This window comes from Cyanobium sp. Lug-B (assembly GCF_024345635.1).
Taxonomy (GTDB): domain Bacteria; phylum Cyanobacteriota; class Cyanobacteriia; order PCC-6307; family Cyanobiaceae; genus Cyanobium; species Cyanobium minutissimum.
Genome location: NZ_JAGQBM010000013.1, coordinates 36,402 through 52,882 on the forward strand (window position 1 = coordinate 36,402; position 16,481 = coordinate 52,882).

At 70.3% G+C, this 16,481-nt stretch carries 14 protein-coding genes; 12 read left to right on the top strand and 2 right to left on the bottom strand.

Going from position 1 to position 16,481, the window contains the following annotated elements; all coding sequences use genetic code 11:
* Positions 1-411: 411 nt before the first annotated feature.
* Positions 412-2,763 (bottom strand): S8 family peptidase, encoded by a 2,352-nt coding sequence (locus KBY81_RS05160; RefSeq protein WP_254975851.1) that lies wholly within the window; start codon positions 2,761-2,763, stop codon positions 412-414.
* A gap of 104 nt (positions 2,764-2,867) precedes the next feature.
* Between KBY81_RS05160 and KBY81_RS05165 the strand changes: the two genes are divergently transcribed.
* From KBY81_RS05165 to fba, 10 genes are all read left to right on the top strand, one after another.
* Positions 2,868-3,590, top strand: coding sequence for a polysaccharide deacetylase family protein (locus KBY81_RS05165; protein WP_254975852.1), 723 nt, complete (start codon positions 2,868-2,870; stop codon positions 3,588-3,590).
* 57 nt (positions 3,591-3,647) lie between these two features.
* Positions 3,648-4,676, top strand: a complete 1,029-nt coding sequence (lpxD, locus tag KBY81_RS05170; protein WP_106220135.1) for a UDP-3-O-(3-hydroxymyristoyl)glucosamine N-acyltransferase — start codon at positions 3,648-3,650, stop codon at positions 4,674-4,676.
* Between the two features lie 29 nt (positions 4,677-4,705).
* A complete protein-coding gene (leuB, locus tag KBY81_RS05175; RefSeq protein WP_254975853.1) occupies positions 4,706-5,788 on the top strand; it encodes a 3-isopropylmalate dehydrogenase in 1,083 nt (360 codons plus the stop codon).
* 80 nt (positions 5,789-5,868) lie between these two features.
* Positions 5,869-6,771: a phosphoribulokinase gene (locus KBY81_RS05180; protein ID WP_106220133.1), complete on the top strand. Its 903-nt coding sequence runs from the start codon at positions 5,869-5,871 to the stop codon at positions 6,769-6,771.
* Between the two features lie 65 nt (positions 6,772-6,836).
* Positions 6,837-7,214, top strand: a complete 378-nt coding sequence (locus KBY81_RS05185; RefSeq protein WP_219903951.1) for a hypothetical protein — start codon at positions 6,837-6,839, stop codon at positions 7,212-7,214.
* Complete coding sequence (locus KBY81_RS05190; RefSeq protein ID WP_254975854.1) at positions 7,211-8,062, top strand: A24 family peptidase; 852 nt, start codon at positions 7,211-7,213, stop codon at positions 8,060-8,062. Before KBY81_RS05185 ends, KBY81_RS05190 begins: the two co-directional genes overlap by 4 nt.
* Before the next feature lie 39 nt (positions 8,063-8,101).
* Positions 8,102-8,992 (top strand): acetyl-CoA carboxylase, carboxyltransferase subunit beta, encoded by an 891-nt coding sequence (gene accD / locus KBY81_RS05195; protein WP_106220131.1) that lies wholly within the window; start codon positions 8,102-8,104, stop codon positions 8,990-8,992.
* The gene (locus tag KBY81_RS05200) at positions 8,989-9,435 is read left to right on the top strand and encodes a hypothetical protein (protein WP_254975855.1); all 447 of its coding nucleotides are present in this window, start codon (positions 8,989-8,991) and stop codon (positions 9,433-9,435) included. The genes accD and KBY81_RS05200 overlap by 4 nt, the downstream gene beginning before the upstream one ends.
* Positions 9,422-10,516, top strand: coding sequence for a Gfo/Idh/MocA family protein (locus KBY81_RS05205; protein WP_254975856.1), 1,095 nt, complete (start codon positions 9,422-9,424; stop codon positions 10,514-10,516). The genes KBY81_RS05200 and KBY81_RS05205 overlap by 14 nt, the downstream gene beginning before the upstream one ends.
* A gap of 93 nt (positions 10,517-10,609) precedes the next feature.
* The gene (gene fba / locus KBY81_RS05210; RefSeq protein ID WP_015108367.1) at positions 10,610-11,683 is read left to right on the top strand and encodes a class II fructose-bisphosphate aldolase; all 1,074 of its coding nucleotides are present in this window, start codon (positions 10,610-10,612) and stop codon (positions 11,681-11,683) included.
* A gap of 98 nt (positions 11,684-11,781) precedes the next feature.
* Here the strand turns inward: fba and KBY81_RS05215 are convergent, their stop codons facing one another.
* Positions 11,782-14,664, bottom strand: a complete 2,883-nt coding sequence (locus KBY81_RS05215; RefSeq protein ID WP_254975857.1) for a UPF0182 family protein — start codon at positions 14,662-14,664, stop codon at positions 11,782-11,784.
* Positions 14,665-14,784: 120 nt separating this feature from the next.
* Between KBY81_RS05215 and thrC the strand changes: the two genes are divergently transcribed.
* Together thrC and KBY81_RS05225 are read left to right on the top strand one after the other, a co-directional pair.
* The gene (thrC, locus tag KBY81_RS05220) at positions 14,785-16,065 is read left to right on the top strand and encodes a threonine synthase (RefSeq protein ID WP_159818195.1); all 1,281 of its coding nucleotides are present in this window, start codon (positions 14,785-14,787) and stop codon (positions 16,063-16,065) included.
* A gap of 41 nt (positions 16,066-16,106) precedes the next feature.
* Entirely contained in the window at positions 16,107-16,382 is a 276-nt protein-coding gene (locus KBY81_RS05225; protein WP_106220127.1) for a MoaD/ThiS family protein, read from the top strand.
* Positions 16,383-16,481: the final 99 nt, after the last annotated feature.

Sequence of the window (16,481 nt, forward strand, 5' to 3'; positions counted from 1 at the left end):
CCGCGATGTTCCTGGCATTGTCGGTACTGCCTCTGGATCGGCTCTGAAGACGTCTGGCTTTGCGCTGAGGAGCATCACTTGGCGAAAACCTATTCGAATCCCGCATGACCTGCGCCAAAACACGATGATTGGAGCTGGGACACCCCGAGGCCGGTTGATCTGCAGAACGAGCGTCACCGACTTCGGCGCCTTTGCTCCTGGCAGAAGCGCCAAGGGCTTGCGCGACCTCTGTTTCTCGTTGGAGCCTGATAGAAACCCAACGTATTCTTCGTTGGATTCCGTGAACGATGCTCGGCCTGAGCCCATTCCGTGAACTACCGCACAACTCCATCCGCTATCGCCAATAACCGCTTTGGCACCATGCTTTGAACCTCGCCGGACCGTAGCCGTAGCTCACGGACCCGTGAACCCTCAAGTCTCCAGCAACATCTTCGAGAGATTCGGCAGGCCCGCCCCCTGGTGGTAGCGGTCCCGTTGCAGGTCGGTGCAGTGCTCCAGCAGGATCCGCTTCACCCGGTCGGGATAGCCGATGAATTCGGTGCGCACCGACAGGAAGGCGGCCAGCAACCCGGAGATGTGGGGCGCCGCCATGCTGGTGCCGGACAGTGCCACGTAAAGCTCATCGAGGCTCTTGCCTTTGTCCCGGCTGGGGGTGCGCTTGGGGTCGCTGCTGCTGCGGCAGGAGAGGATCTTTTCTCCCGGACCCACCACGTCGGGCTTGAGGCGGCCATCGGCGGTGGGACCGCGTGAGGAGAAGTAGGAGGTGCCGTAGCGGTGCGGCAGCGTCGGGTGCACCGAGCCCACGGCGATCGCCTCATCCAGGTTGGCTGGATCGCCGATCGAGAGATCAAACGAGCGGGTGGCGCTGAAGCCGTCCACCACGATGTCGCCGCTGCCCTCGTTGCCCGCCGCCAGCACCACCAGCACCCCCTGGCGCACCAGCCGCAGCAGGGAGGCGCACAGCGGTGAATCGCCGCAACCGAAGCTGGCCGGGTCGAACGGTCCCCCCAGGCTCAGGTTCACCCCCTGGATCGCCAGGCGCCGTCCCTCCTGGTTCTGCTTCCAGATGTGGTCGATCGCCTTGATGATCCAGGCGTCGTAGCCGCCGCCGTTGTCGGCCAGCACCTTGTAGCTCACGATCCGTGCCCGGGGGGCCATGGCCAGCAGGTCGGGGCCGCCCTCGCCGCCCACCGACAGCAGCCCGCCGGCGATGATCCCCGCCACATGGGTGCCGTGGCCGTTGGCATCGTTGCCGCTGCCCTTCTGCACCGGCCCCCGCTTGGTGCAGTCCCACTCTGCAGCGATCGTTCCGTCCGGGGCGAAGATGTTGTTGTGGAAATGGGGATGGTGCCGGTCGATGCCGGTGTCCAGCACGGCCCAGGTGATGCCCTGGCCGCAGGCGTTGTAGCCCAGCTGGGCGGTGCGGGCCTGCACGGTGTGGATCGAATCGTGCATCAGCGCCTTCTTGCGGCTGTTGCTGAACATCCGGTACACCGCCGGTGTGGTGGCGCCGTACTGGCGGCTCATCGCCCCCGCCAGGGTCTCCACTTCGGCCCGGGTCAGGTTCACCGCCACGTAGCGATCCAGCTGGTCCTCCAGGAACACCGTCTCGGCGGTGATCGGACCCTGCAGCACATGCGCCTGGATCCACGCCAGCACTGCTTCGCGGGCCTTCTGCAACGAATCGCCCCCCTCCGGCGCCGCCGTCGAGCGATCCGCCAGTTCGATCAGCACCGGCACCCGCGCCGTGGCCTCCACATCCAGGGCATCGGCCAGGCTGCGGGCCACCGTCATCGGACTCACCGGCTGGAAGCGGGAGCGATCCAGGGCCGCCATCACCGTCTCCTGGGTCGACTGGCGCGACAGATAGCGGCTGGCGGAATGGGCCTTGCTGGGTGGCCACACCACCCCCGGGATCCGTTCATCGATGATCTTCGGCTTGCCGGCGGCGCTGTACTCGTCGGCCAGGCTCTGGTCGAGGCAGACGATGTCGCCGTCCTGGGCGATGTTCACCCAGCGCTTCACACCGGCCGGGATCGGCAGCTTCTGGCCGTGCCACTTCTGCAGCACGTCGGTCACCTGGGGCAGCCCCAGCGGTGAGCCGATCGTCACGTACAGATCCACCTCCAGGCTGGCGCCCAGTTCCATCAGCGCCTGGTACGTGACCATGCTCCCCTGGCTGTGGCCGACCACCACGAAGGGGCCGCCGCCGGTGCTGACCCGCTCCTTCACGGTCTGCACCATCCGCTGGCGCTTCGTCCCGTTGAACAGGAAATCGTTCACATCCGCCAGAAAGGCCTGGGTGAACATCGCCGTCACCGGGCTCCACAGCCCCTTGGCCTCCACCGACAGCGTCGCCGGGCCCCCCATCGGCGCCCCCCGCTGGGCCGCGGTCTGGGCGGCCGCGTCCAGCTGGGCCGTGAGTGCGTCCACGAACGCCTGCGATTCCGCCGGCGCGTCGCTCTCCTGGATCGAGGCGGCCAGCAGCCCCTGCGCCTCCGGCCGCAGCGTCGCCCGGTCCTCGCCCAGGGCCCGGGTGGAGAGGCCCGCCGTCTCCGGGTAGCGCTCCCGGTCGACCCAGTAGGCCATGCGGGTGCGCTCCCCCTGGTCGGCACCGAAGAGGGCCCGGTCCCACTCCGAGCGCAGTACCCCCTCGGGGGGCATGTTGGAGATGCCGTGGCAGTAGATCACCGTGCGGGCCTGCCCCCGCGCGGCCGGGGTGCTGGCGCTGCCGGTGGCGGCGGCTTTCTTCGGGGCGGTCATGGCGGCGCGGAGAAGAAGGGAACCACCCCCCGCCCTAGCCAGCCAGGACGACGCCGGACCACGGCCCGCCGCCGGTGTCATCGTTCTTGAGGCCGCCCCCGCCCATGACCCTGCTCCTCACCGTGCTGGCTCTGGTCGTGCTGGCGGACCTGCTGCTGCTGGTGGTGCTGCTGCCCTCAGTGCTGATCCGTCTGCTGCTGGTGCCCCTGTGCCCGGAGGTGATCTGGTGCGGCCCGGGCCGGCAGAAGACGCTGGCCCTCACCATCGACGACGGTCCCAGCCCCGGATCGGAGGCCCTGCTGGCCCTGCTGCGGGAGCTCGAGGTGCCGACCACCTTCTTTCTGATCGGCTCCCACCTGGAGCGCGACCCCCGCTTCCCCCGCCGGGCCCTGCAGCAGGGCCACGATCTCGGCAACCACCTCTGGAGTGACGCGTCCGCCGCCGCCGTTCCGCCGGCGGTGTTCCAGCAGCTGCTGAGCGACACCGAACGGGTGATCGCCCGGGCCGCTGCCCCCGCCAGACTGCGCTGGCGCTGGTTTCGCCCCGGGCAGGGCTGGTTTCGCAGGGCCATGCTCGAAACCCTCGCGGCCCGGCGCTACCGCCTAGTGCTGGGCTCGATCTTTCCCTGGGACACCCTGCGGCCGCCCCTCTGGTTCGTGCGCCTGTTCGTGCACCTCAATGCCCACCCCGGCGGGATCCTGGTGCTCCACGACACCCCGGAACTGAGCGGCCGCACCCTGGACGCCCTGCGCGGCCTCGTTCCCGACCTGCGCCGCCGCGGCTACCGCTTCGTGCCCCTGCTGGAGCTGCTCGATCCGGCCGGCTGATCCGGCGCCCGGCGGCGGGTATGGGGCCTACGATCCGGGCCGTCCGCCCCCTGGGGAATGCGCTTCAGCAGCCTGCTCACCCGGATCGGCGCCGTGCAGGACGGCAGCCCGCGGCACCTGGCAGGGGATCCGGAGATCACCGGCGCCGAAGCCCTGGATCGGGCCGGCCCCGGCCAGCTGGCCTTTCTCGAGCCCGGCCATGCCCTGGCGGCCGCCCTCTCCGCCAGCGGCGCCGCCGCCCTGCTGCTGCCCCTCGATGCAGAAATCCAGCAGCTGGCCAGCGAGCGCGGCCTGGCCTGGGTGGCCCTCAAGGATCCCCGCCTCGGCTTCGCCCAGGCGCTCGGGGCCCTGCATCCCCCCACCCCGAAGCCCCCGGGGGTTCACCCCAGCGCCGTGGTGGACCCGGGGGCGACCGTGGCCGCCGATGCCCATGTGGGGGCCCATGGGGTGGTCGGCGCCGGCAGCGTCGTGGCCTCAGGCTGCGTGCTCCATCCCGGCGTCGTTCTCTATGAGGACGTGCAGCTCGGCGAGGGCTGCGAGATCCACGCCAATGCCGTGCTCCATCCCGGCAGCCGCCTCGGGGCGGGGTGCGTGGTCCAGTCCCAGGCGGTGATCGGCGCCGAGGGCTTCGGCTTCGTTCCCACCGCTTCGGGCTGGGTGAAGATGCCCCAGACCGGCCGGGTAGTGCTCGAGGACGGCGTCGAGGTGGGCTGCGGCTCCACGATCGACCGCCCCTCCGTCGGCGAGACCCGCATCGGTGCCGGCACCAAGATCGACAACCTCGTCCACGTCGGCCATGGCGTGGTCACAGGGAAAGGCTGCGCCCTGGCGGCCCAGGTGGGGATCGCCGGCGGCGCCATTCTCGGCAACGGCGTCATCCTCGCCGGCCAGGTGGGGGTGGCCAACCGGGCCGTGATCGGCGACCGGGCCATCGCCTCCTCCAAGTCCGGCATCCACGGCGAGATCGCCGCCGGTGAGGTGGTCAGCGGCTACCCCGCCATCCCCAACCGGCTCTGGCTGCGCTGCTCCGCCGTCTTCAACAAGCTGCCCGAGATGGCCCGCACCCTGCGGCAGCTGCAGAAGTAGCCTCGCCTGCTGAGCGGCCCCCCCTCGCGATGACCAGCTACAGGATCACCCTGCTCGCGGGGGACGGCATCGGTCCGGAGATCACCGCAGTGGCCCGCACCCTGCTGGAGGCGGTGAGCGGCCGCCACGGCTTCAGCCTCACGTTCGATCCGCAGCCCGTCGGCGGTGCCGCCATCGACGCCACCGGCGAGCCCCTGCCCGCCGCCACCCTGGAGGCCTGCCGGGCCTCCGATGCGGTGCTGCTCGCCGCCATCGGCGCCCCCCGCTTCGACGCTCTGCCCCGGGAGCAGCGCCCCGAGAGCGGCCTGCTGGCCCTGCGCTCCGGCCTGGGGCTGTTCGCCAACCTGCGGCCCGTCAAGATCATCCCGGCCCTGGCCGGCGCCAGCAGCCTGCGCCCCGAGGTGATCGAAGGGGTGGACCTGCTGGTGGTGCGCGAACTGATCGGCGGCATCTACTTCGGCACCCCCAAGGGGCGCATCGAGGTGGATGGCGGCGTGCGCGCCTTCAACACGATGGTGTACGCCGATCACGAGGTCGACCGGATCGCCCGGGTGGGCTTCCGCCTGGCGGCGGCCCGCCGCGGCCGCCTCTGCTCGGTCGACAAGGCCAACGTGCTCGATGTCAGCCAGCTGTGGCGCGACCGGGTGGAGGCGATCCACGCCGAGTTCCCCGCCGTCGAGCTCAGCCACATGTACGTCGACAACGCCGCCATGCAGCTGGTGCGCGAGCCGCGCCAGTTCGACGTGCTCCTCACCAGCAATCTTTTCGGCGACATCCTCTCGGATGAGGCCGCCATGCTCACCGGTTCGATCGGCATGCTCCCCTCGGCCTCCCTCGGCTCCGGCGGCCCGGGCCTGTTCGAGCCGGTGCACGGCTCCGCCCCCGACATCGCCGGCCAGGACAAGGCCAACCCCATCGCCATGGTGCTGTCGGCCGCCATGCTGCTGCGGGTGGGCCTGCAGCAGGAGGCCGCCGCCGCAAACCTCGAGACCGCCGTCGACCGGGTGCTGGCCGCCGGCTACCGCACCGGCGACCTGCTGATGTCCGACGGCTGCACCCGGGTGGGCTGCCATGCCATGGGCGAGCAGCTGCTGGCGGCCCTGCCCGGCTGATCGCCCCCTTCCGGTAACGGCTGGGGGGGGAGCGGACCGGCGACCTGCCAAACTCACAGCCTCTCAACCCCCCTGCGTCGATGTCGAAGCGTCACCCGGTCGTGGCTGTCACCGGTTCCTCGGGAGCGGGAACCAGCACCGTCAAACGGGCCTTCGAGCACATCTTCTCCCGCGAGGGCATTATCCCGGCGGTGGTGGAAGGCGACAGCTTCCACCGCTTCGAGCGGGGCCCCATGAAGCAGGCGATGGCCGAGGCCCAGGCCCGCGGCGAGAACTTCTCCCACTTCGGCCCCGAGGCCAACATCTTCGACAAGCTCGAGGAGCTGTTCCGCACCTACGGCGAGACCGGCAGCGGCAACCGCCGCTACTACCTCCACTCGGTGGAGGAGGCGGCCGAGCACAACGCCCGCCTCGGCACCAGCCTCGAGCCCGGCCAGTTCACCCCCTGGGAGCCCATCCCCAGCGATACCCATCTCCTCTTCTATGAGGGCCTCCACGGTGGTGTGGTGGGTGACGGCTACGACGTTGCCTCCCTGGTGGATCTGCTGATCGGCGTGGTGCCGATCGCCAACCTGGAGTGGATCCAGAAGATCTCCCGCGACAACGCCGAGCGGGGCTACTCGGCCGAGGCGATCGTCGACACGATCCTGCGCCGCATGCCCGACTACATCAATCACATCTGCCCCCAGTTCAGCCGCACGGACATCAACTTCCAGCGGGTGCCCACGGTGGACACCTCCAACCCCTTCATCTGCCGCAACATCCCCAGCCCGGACGAGAGCTTCGTCATCATCCACTTCCGCAAGGGCGCCCGTGAGAAGTGGGGCATCGACTTCTCCTACCTGCTGCGCATGATCCACGATTCCTTCATGTCCAGCCCCACCAGCATCGTGGTGAACGGCGGCAAGATGGGCTTCGCCATGGAGATCATCCTCACGCCGATCATCCACAAGATGATCGAGGAGAAGAAGAACCTCCACTGAGCAGTTCGGCTGAAGATCGCTCTCTCGATCTTCCTTTCGGCCCTAAGATCCCCCGAAAGGAATCGGTGAATCCCATCACCGCCCAGCCCCCCACCATCCACCCGTCCGGGCCCGGCAGCTCCCCGTCCGGAAGCCCCTCCTTCCTGATCAGGGGCGGGGAGTCCTCGGCCTCCCCGCCCGTCGGTGCCCTGCGCCTCGATCGCATCAACAGCGCCGAACTGCTGCGCTGTTCGCGCCGGGTCTACTTCCGCTTCCTCGAGGCCTGCCCCACCGCCCCCGAACCGCTAGGGGTGGTGCTGCTCGGCGCCGGCCCCCAGGGACGGGTGGTGTTCGAGCTGCCCATCCTCCTGCCGGACGAACAGTTTGTGCCGATGGAGCTGCTGCGCCCCCGCTCGGCCCGGGGCCGCAGTGCCCGCGGGGGATCCAGCCGCCCGCTGCCATGAGTCCCGTCGCCCTGCTGGCCCCCACCGCCGCCCTGCCCCTGCTGGCCCCCCTGGTGGCCCTGGTCGGCGCCTGCATCGGCAGCTTCCTGAACGTGGTGGTCTGGCGGCTGCCGCGGGAGGAGTCGCTGGTGTTCCCCGGCAGCCACTGCCCCCGCTGTGGCGCCTCCCTGGCCTGGTTCGAGAACGTGCCGCTGCTCAGCTGGCTGCTGCTGCGCGGCCGCTGCCGCCATTGCCAGGCGCCGATCGCCGTGCGCTACCCGCTGGTGGAGCTGCTCACCGCCGGCCTCTGGGTGGCCATGCTCTTCGCCCGCCCCGCCGCCATGGGCCCCGACCCCAGTCCCTGGCTGCTGCTGGCGGCCGGCTGGCTGCTGGCCAGCTGGCTGTTGCCCCTGGCCCTGATCGACCTGGACAGCCTCTGGCTGCCCGAACCCCTCTGCCGCTGGGGCGTGCTGCTCGGCCTGGCGGTCACCGCCGGCATCGGCTTCCCGCAGGGGGCCGAGGTGGGCCGGGAGCTGCTGTTCTCCCACCTGCTGGCGGTGGCCGCCGGCCTGCTGGGTTTCGAGGCCCTCAGCGCCCTGGCCGAGAAGGCCATGGGCCGGCCGGCCCTGGGCCTGGGGGACGCCAAGCTGGCCGCCCTGATGGGCGCCTGGCTCGGACCCCTGGGCCTGGGGCTGGCGGTCAGCCTGTCGGTCCTCGGCGGTGCCCTGATCGGTGGCCTCGCCCGCCTCAGCGGCCGTCTCGGCCGCCAGCAGCCTTTCCCCTTCGGCCCCTTTCTCGCCGCCGCCGCCCTGGCGGTCTGGATCGGCGGCCACGGCCCCTGGCTGCGCCTCTGGGGCCTGGGTCTTTAATGGCCCCAGGTCTCCGTTCCCCGTCGCCGCCGTCGCCCCATGTCCCTGTTCGACTGGTTCGCCGATCGCCGCAAGAACGCCCCCGCCGTCCGGGCCAGCAAGGGCCCTGAGGCCGATGAGGGGGATGGCCTCTGGAGCAAGTGTGCGGAATGCGGCCTGGTGGTCTACCGCAAGGACCTGATCGCCAACGCCAGCGTCTGCAAGGGATGCGGCCACCACCACCGCATCGACAGCGCCGAGCGCATCCGCCTGATCGCCGATGAGGGCAGCTTCGAGCCCATCGATGCCGACCTCGCCCCCACCGACCCCCTCGCCTTCAAGGACCGCCGCAGCTACGCCGACCGGCTGCGCGACAGCCAGCGGGCCACGGGCCTGCGGGATGCGGTGGTCACGGGCCTCTGCCGCCTGGAGGGCATGCCCCTGGCCCTGGGGGTGATGGACTTCCGCTTCATGGGCGGCTCCATGGGCTCGGTGGTGGGCGAGAAGCTCACCCGCCTGGTGGAGCTGGCCACCGCCCGCCGCTATCCGCTGCTGATCGTCTGCGCCTCCGGCGGCGCCCGCATGCAGGAAGGGATGCTGAGCCTGGTGCAGATGGCCAAGGTATCCGGCGCCCTGCAGCGCCACCGCAGCGCCGAACTTCTGTACCTGCCCCTGCTCACCCATCCCACCACCGGTGGTGTCACCGCCAGCTTCGCCATGCTCGGCGACCTGATCCTGGCCGAACCCAAGGCGATGATCGCCTTCGCCGGCCGTCGGGTGATCGAGCAGACCCTCGGCGAGAAGCTGCCTGAGGGCTTCCAGACCGCCGAATACCTCCAGGACCACGGCTTCGTCGACACGATCGTGCCCCGGCCCCAGCTGCGCGGCACCCTCTCCACCCTGCTGCGGCTCCACGGCAGCCTGCGGCCGGCCGTGTCCGTGGTGCCATGAACGGCGTCATGAGCCGTGGCCGCACTCCTGTTGCCGCCGCCCTGCTGACGGTGCTGCTGCTGCTGGGCTGCTGGCTGGCGGGTCCCGCCGCCGCCGTCGCCGGCCCGGTCGACTGGCAGGAGGTGGAGGCCGGCCCTGAAGGCCGTCAGTGGTGGGATGCCGGCAGCCTCCGCTTCGATCGCGACGGCCGTCTCTCGGTGCTGAGCCGCTTCCAGCCGGCCGCCGCCGCCGATGCCCCCGAGGACGCCCGTCCCCCCGTCGGCCAGCTGTATGTGATGCAGCTCGACTGCGACGAGGAGCTTTACCGCGACACCGCCGTCAATGGCCTGCCCCGCTGGGGCGCCACCTGGCAGCCGGCCGCCGGCGACAACCTCACGATCCGCGTGCTGCACGCCGCCTGCGACGCCGCCCGCCGTCCCCGGGAGAGCGATGCGACGGCCTGAGGCGCCCCTGCGGGTCGCCGTCGCCGGCCTCGGCTTCGGTGAGAAGGTGATCCTTCCGGCCCTGCGGGACGCCCCGCTCACCGAGCCGGTGGCCCTCTGGCACCCCCGGGCGGAGCGGGCCGCCGCCGCGGGCCACGCGGCGGAGCTGCCCGCCTTCCACGATTTCGCCGCCCTCCTGGCCGATCCCGCCGTGGAGGCGGTGGTGATCGCCACGCCGCCGGAGCCCCGTTTCGACCTGGCCCGCACGGCCCTGGAGGCGGGCAAGCACCTGTTTCTGGAGAAGCCGGTGGCCCTGAACGCCGGCCAGGTGGAGGAGCTGCAGCGCCTCGCCATCGCCCGGGGCCTGGTGGTGGCGGTCGACTTCGAGTACCGGGCCGTGCCCCATGTGCAGCAGCTGGCGGCCCTGCTGGAGGCGGGGGTGCTGGGGGATCCCTGGCTGGTCAGGTTCGACTGGCTGATGTCCAGCCGCGCCGATCCGAGCCGCCCCTGGAGCTGGTACTCCCAGGCGGCGGCCGGCGGCGGTGTGCTCGGCGCCCTGGGCACCCACGCCTTCGACACCCTCCACTGGCTGATCGGTCCCAGCCGGGGCCTCACCGCCCGCCTCAGCACCGCCATCGGCGAGCGCCCCATCCCTGGCTCCGGCGCCATGGGGGTGGTGGATGCCGAGGACAGCGCCCTGATCCAGCTCGACCTCGAGGACCGGCGCGGCCGGGCCGTGCCCGCCCAGCTCGCCCTCTCCTCGGTGGCCCAGGCGGGCCGGGGCTACTGGATCGAGCTCTATGGCAGCGAGGCCACCCTGGTGCTGGGTTCGAGCAACCAGGCCGACTACGTCCACGGCATGCAGCTGTGGATGGCCCGCCCCGGCGAGGCCCTGCGGCCCGTGGCCGCCGATCCGGCCCTGGCCTACGGCCGCACCTGGGAGGACGGCCGGATCGCGCCGGTGCGCCGGCTGCTGGGCTGGTGGTCCCAGGCGGTGCGGCAGCGGCGTCCGATGCTGCCGGGCCTGTCGGAGGCGGTGGCCAGCCAGCGGTGCTGCGACTGGGCCCGCCAGGGAGCAGGAACCCTGGAGGGCATCCCCTAGACTCCCCGGCAGACCCGGCGGGACGACCCCGCCAGCCGTCCTTCGATCACGGTTCTCCACAACCGTACCCACCCCAATACCGCGAGATTTCCCATGGCGCTCGTACCGCTTCGCCTGCTGCTGGATCACGCCGCAGAAAACGGCTACGGCATTCCTGCCTTCAACGTCAACAACCTGGAGCAGGTGCAGTCGATCATGGAGGCTGCCTACGAGACCGACAGCCCGGTGATCCTGCAGGCCTCCCGCGGAGCCCGTCAGTACGCCGGGGAAAGCTTCCTGCGCCACCTGATCCTGGCCGCGGTGGAAACCTATCCCGACATCCCGGTGGTGATGCACCAGGACCACGGCAACAGCCCCGCCACCTGCTACGGCGCCGCTGCCAACGGTTTCACCTCGGTGATGATGGACGGCTCCCTCGAGGCCGACGCCAAGACCCCCGCCAGCTACGAGTACAACGTGGCCGTCACCAAGGAAGTGGTGGATGTGGCCCACGCCATCGGTGTGAGCGTGGAAGGCGAACTGGGCTGCCTGGGTTCCCTGGAGACCGGCAAGGGTGAGGCCGAGGACGGCCACGGTTTCGAAGGCGCCCTCGACCACTCCCAGCTGCTCACCGACCCCGCCGAGGCGGCCGACTTCGTCGCCAAGACCAAGGTCGACGCCCTGGCCATTGCCATCGGCACCAGCCACGGCGCCTACAAGTTCACCCGCAAGCCCACCGGTGAGGTGCTGGCCATCTCCCGGATCGCCGAGATCCACAAGGCCATCCCCAACACCCACCTGGTGATGCACGGCTCCAGTTCCGTTCCCCAGGAATGGCTGGACATGATCAACAAGTACGGCGGCGCCATCCCCGAGACCTACGGCGTCCCCGTTGAGGAGATCCAGGAAGGCATCCGCAACGGCGTGCGCAAGATCAACATCGACACCGACAACCGCCTCGCCTTCACCGCCGCCGTGAGGGAAGCCGCCGCCAAGGATCCCGCCAACTTCGATCCCCGCCACTTCAACAAGCCCGCCCGGGCCTACATGAAGAAGGTCTGCCTGGATCGTTATCAGCAGTTCTGGTGTGCCGGCAACGCCAGCAAGATCAAGCAGCGCGACATCAACTACTACGCCACCCTCTACGCCAAGGGTGCCCTCGATCCCAAGACCGCCGTGGCCGCCTGATCGGCGTTCCCCCAGCGATCACCCAACGATCCATCGGGGCCCCACGGGGCCCCTTTTTCATGGCCGGCCTTCCCTGGATGGCCGGCCAGACCGAGCGCTCAGGGCAGGGGCAGGGGCAGCGGCGTGCCGTCGGGCAGGGGCGGCTTGCCGGCGGCCGACTCCTTGGCGGTGGGGGCCCCGTCCACCAGCCGCTCCAGGGCCCGTTGCAGGCTGCGCTCCATCACGAAGCGACGGCCGTCGGTGACCACCACCCGCACCAGGGTGGGCAGGTCGTTGCTCTTCGACTGCAGGTAGATCGGCTCCACGTACAGCAGGCCCTCGCCCACCGGCAGCACCAGCAGGTTGCCACGGAACAGCCGCGAGCCCAGCCGGTTCCAGAGCCCGAACTGGAAGCTGATCGTCGGGTCCTGGTCGATCAGGGCGGTGACCTGCTGGGGGCCGAGCAACAGCCGTTGCTGGGGGAAGCGCACCAGCATCAGCTCGCCGTAGTGGGGCGGATCGTTGCGGGCCGCCAGCCAGCCCACCAGATTGGAGCGCTTCAGCGGGGTGAAGGGCAGCAGCAGCACGAACTCGGAACGCTGCTCGCCCGGCAGCTGCAGGGTGAGGTGGTAAGGCGACACCGGCACGCTGTTCTCGCCGTAGATCTCGGTGGGCACCGACCAGACGTCGTCACCGTTGTAGAAGGTGCGCACATCGGTGACGTGGTAGCGCAGCAGCCGCTCCGCCTGGATATCGAACTGGCTCTTGGGCACCCGGATGTGGGCGAGCAATCCCTTCGGCATCGCCGACAGCGGCCGGAACAGTTCCGGGAAGGCGCGCACCCAGGTGCGCAGCACCGGATCGCGGGCATCGTTCACGTACAGCCAGAGCCGGCCATCGTGGGCATCCACCACCGCCTTCACCGGGTTGCGGAAGTAGCGCAGCCCCTGGGGATTGGGATCGCTGTAGGGGTAGGAGCGGCTGGTGGTGAAGCCGTCCAGCAGCCAGTACTGGTACTGCTCTGGCCGGTACCCCTCACTGCCGGCCACCCGGGCGGTGACCAGGTAGGGCTGGCTCTCGAAGCGCAGGAACGGCGCCAGGGCCGTCAGACGCCGGTTCACCTGTCGCCGCAGCAGCAGCAGGGAGCGGTCGGTGAAGGAGCCGGTGAACAGCAGCCGCGGCTCCCGCAGGTAGATCGCCGCCCCCAGCCGGTTGAGCGGTGAAGCCAGGGAGATGCCCCGGGTGCCGGTGTAGTGGGTGTAGACGTTCAGCTCCCCCTCCGGATAGGAGAACTCCTTCACCTTGGTGGGGGCGATCGCGTAGGGGGAGGGCCCGGAGGCGAAGTAGAGGCTCGGGCTGCCCACCGGCAGCGCTGCCTGGGCCTCCTTGTCGGTGATGCCCAGTTCGGGGATGCCCTGCACCCGGCCACTGCTGCCCAGGTCCTTGACGAAGAACAGGGGCAGGCCGTCGGCACCGAAGGCGTTCACCGGCGAGACGGTGAAGCCGTGGCCGTTGGTGAACACCAGATGGCGGTTCAGCCAGGTGCGCGAGCCGGGCGGCAGGGCGCTGCTGTCCAGCTCCCGGGCCGCGATCAGCACCTGCTGGGAGCCGTCCCGGGCCGACTTGCCCTGCAGCGGGTAGCGATCGACATCCGCCGAAGGGAAGGTGTAGTACAGGCGCAGCTGCTGCAACTGGCGGTTGGCGGCCAGCAGGGGCTGGCTGTCCCAGAGGCGGATGTTGTCGAGGGTGCCGGGGGCGCTGGCCAGATCCGCCTTGGTCAGGCCCTGGCTGGGTTCCAGCCGGATGGTGCGCACATGCTCAAGGCCGAAGGCGCGGCGGGTGGCCCGGATGCTCCGCTCCAGATAGGGGGCCTCCACCGCCAGCTCCCGCGGCTGCACCCAGAAACGCTGGGCCAGGGGGGTGATCACCCATTCGCTGATCGGCACCAGCAGGGCCGTGCCCGCCAGGGGCAGCAGGGCGCCGCGGCGCACCCAGCCCCGGGGCAGGGGCACCAGCAGGGCGCAGGCCGTGAGCAGCAGCAGCACCGCGAACAGCAGCCGCAGGGGCAGGCGCACGTGCAGATCCACGTAGCCGGCCCCCGAGGCCACGCCGCTGCCCTGCACCATCAGGTCGAAGGGCGCCAGGGCGTTGCTGAGGGCCAGCACGACGGCCATGGCCGCCACCTGGGGCTGCAGCACCCGCTGCTGGGCCTTGCTGAGCCCGTCGAAGCGCAGATCGCTGAGGCTGCGGCCCTTGCCGATGGTCAGCAGCAGACAGGCCGCCAGCCCCACCAGCCCCTGGGCCAGCAGCACGCTCAGCAGCAGCCGCAGGGCCGGCAGGCGCAGCACCGTGAAGGAGAGGTCGAACCCGGTGAGCGGATCCCCTTCGCCGAAGGGGGTGGCCAGCAGGGCGGGCAGCCAGAGGCTCCAGCCCCGGGCCACCGCCGTGGCCGAGCCCGCCAGGGCGGCCGCCAGGGTGATCCGCAGGGTGGTGAGGGGCCAGAGCAGCAGCGGCAGCAGCAGGCCCCCGGCCAGGCCCGCCACCAGCAGGGGCGGCAGGTCGCGGAGCACGGAGAAGCCGGTGATCACATCGCCGTTGAAGGGGTTGGCGATCAGTCCCCGGGCCTGCACCATGAGATAGCTGAGGCCCCCGGCCAGCAGCAGCACCAGGCCGATCAGCACCGCCACCAGGGCGCCGTTGCCCAGCCGCAGCAGGGGCTCCCTCGGCCGGGGCGCCTCGGCCGCCTGCCCCCGCAGCCGCCAGCAGCGCTGCAGCTGGGCCAGCTGCAGCGCCGAACCGAGGCCGAAGACCGCCGTGAACGCGGAGAGCTGCAGCATCCAGCGCCGCAGCAGGATCTGCTGGAAGTCGAACTGCGCGAACCAGAGCCATTCGATGGCCAGCCGGGCCCCCGCCCAGAGGACCAGCAGCAGAGCGAAGGCGATGGCCAGGCCGACGGCGGGGTGGGGCCTCCGGGGGGATGGCAGAGGGGTGGGAACGGGCACAACCGGAGCGTAGGCAGAACCCTGCGGGCGACAAGCTGTCAATACCCGATGCCGGAGGTCGGCTTTATCGGCGGCCTCCGGACACCGCTGTTAGCGTGTCCCCCAGTGACCGGGATTCCCTTGACCGCCACCCTTTCCCGCTCCACCTTCACGGGCCTGCGCTGCAAGGAATGCGGTCATCCCTACGAGGCCGGCGCCCGCCACGTCTGCGAGGACGTCTGCTTCGGCCCCCTCGAGGTGGTCTACGACTACGACGCCATCCGCAGCCGCGTCAGCCGCGCCACGATCGAGGCCGGCCCCACCTCCATCTGGCGCTACCGGGAGTTCCTGCCCGTCGAGGGCGACCCGATCGACGTCGGCACGGGCTTCACCCCCCTGCTGAAGGCGGATCGCCTGGCCCGGCGCCTCGGCCTCTCCTCCCTCTACATCAAGAACGACGGCGTCAACATGCCGACGCTGTCCTTCAAGGACCGCGTCGTCTCGGTGGCCCTCACCCGGGCCCGGGAACTGGGCTTCACCACCGTCAGCTGCGCCTCCACCGGCAACCTGGCCAACTCCACCGCCGCCATCGCCGCCCATGCCGGCCTGGAGTGCTGCGTCTTCATCCCCAGTGATCTGGAGCTGGGCAAGGTGCTCGGCACCCTCGTCTACAACCCCACCCTGATGGCGGTGAAGGGCAACTACGACCAGGTCAACCGGCTCTGCTCCGAGGTGGCCAACACCTACGGCTGGGGCTTCGTCAACATCAACCTGCGTCCGTACTACTCCGAGGGCTCCAAGACCCTCGGCTACGAGGTGATCGAGCAGCTCGGCTGGCAGCTTCCCGACCACATCGTCGCCCCCCTGGCCTCCGGTTCCCTGTTCACCAAGATCCGCAAGGGCTTCGACGAATTCATCAAGGTGGGTCTCGTCGACGAGAAGCCGGTGCGCTTCAGCGGCGCCCAGGCGGAGGGCTGCTCCCCCATCGCCCAGGCCTTCGCCGCCGGCCGCGACTTCATCACCCCGGTGAAGCCGAACACGATCGCCAAATCGATCGCCATCGGCAACCCGGCCGATGGCCCCTACGCCATCGACATCGCCAACCGCACCGGCGGCAGCATCGCCGCCGTCACCGATGAGGAGATCATCGACGGCATCAAGCTGCTGGCCGAGATGGAGGGGGTGTTCACCGAAACCGCCGGCGGCACCACCATTGCCGTGCTCAAGAAGCTGGTGGAGCAGGGCAAGATCGACCCCTCGGAAACCACCGTCGCCTACATCACCGGCAACGGCCTCAAGACCACCGAGGCCATCGCCTCCTCCATCGGCGCTCCGTACACCATCGAGCCCCAGCTGGCCAGCTTCCACGAAGCCTGGGAGCGCTCCCAGGCCTCCCACGGCGGCGCCGCCCCCCGGGCCTGATCGCCCCCGTCTCCCCCGTCCCTGCCCCTTCGACCGCTTCCATGGCCATCCAGGTTCTGATCCCCACCCCCCTGCAGAAGTTCACCAACGACGAGGCCAGCGTCAGCCTGGAGGCCAGCAGCATCGACGGCCTGCTCCAGGCTCTCGAAGGCCGCTACCCCGGCATCCAGGCACGCCTGTGCGATGAGAACGGCAAACTGCGCCGCTTCCTCAATCTCTACGTGAACAGTGAGGACATCCGTTTCCTCGATAACCAGGCCACGGTCCTCAGCGACGGCGATGAGGTGAGCATCGTGCCCGCGGTCGCCGGCGGCTGAACCCGGCCCCCTGGGCTGGGGGCCGCAGCGCTGTCACCACCCCTGGGGGGGAAGGCGCCGGCGATGGAAAGAAATCCATAAGATCTGTCAACGATTGCA

Coding starts and splice junctions, on each gene's coding strand:
- fba (WP_015108367.1), top strand. CDS start 10,610: ATGGCGCTCGTACCGCTTCGCCTGCTGCTGGATCACGCCGCAGAAAAC.
- accD (WP_106220131.1), top strand. CDS start 8,102: ATGTCCCTGTTCGACTGGTTCGCCGATCGCCGCAAGAACGCCCCCGCC.
- KBY81_RS05190 (WP_254975854.1), top strand. CDS start 7,211: ATGAGTCCCGTCGCCCTGCTGGCCCCCACCGCCGCCCTGCCCCTGCTG.
- KBY81_RS05160 (WP_254975851.1), bottom strand. CDS start 2,763: ATGACCGCCCCGAAGAAAGCCGCCGCCACCGGCAGCGCCAGCACCCCG.
- leuB (WP_254975853.1), top strand. CDS start 4,706: ATGACCAGCTACAGGATCACCCTGCTCGCGGGGGACGGCATCGGTCCG.
- lpxD (WP_106220135.1), top strand. CDS start 3,648: ATGCGCTTCAGCAGCCTGCTCACCCGGATCGGCGCCGTGCAGGACGGC.
- KBY81_RS05165 (WP_254975852.1), top strand. CDS start 2,868: ATGACCCTGCTCCTCACCGTGCTGGCTCTGGTCGTGCTGGCGGACCTG.
- KBY81_RS05200 (WP_254975855.1), top strand. CDS start 8,989: ATGAACGGCGTCATGAGCCGTGGCCGCACTCCTGTTGCCGCCGCCCTG.
- KBY81_RS05225 (WP_106220127.1), top strand. CDS start 16,107: ATGGCCATCCAGGTTCTGATCCCCACCCCCCTGCAGAAGTTCACCAAC.
- KBY81_RS05180 (WP_106220133.1), top strand. CDS start 5,869: ATGTCGAAGCGTCACCCGGTCGTGGCTGTCACCGGTTCCTCGGGAGCG.
- KBY81_RS05205 (WP_254975856.1), top strand. CDS start 9,422: ATGCGACGGCCTGAGGCGCCCCTGCGGGTCGCCGTCGCCGGCCTCGGC.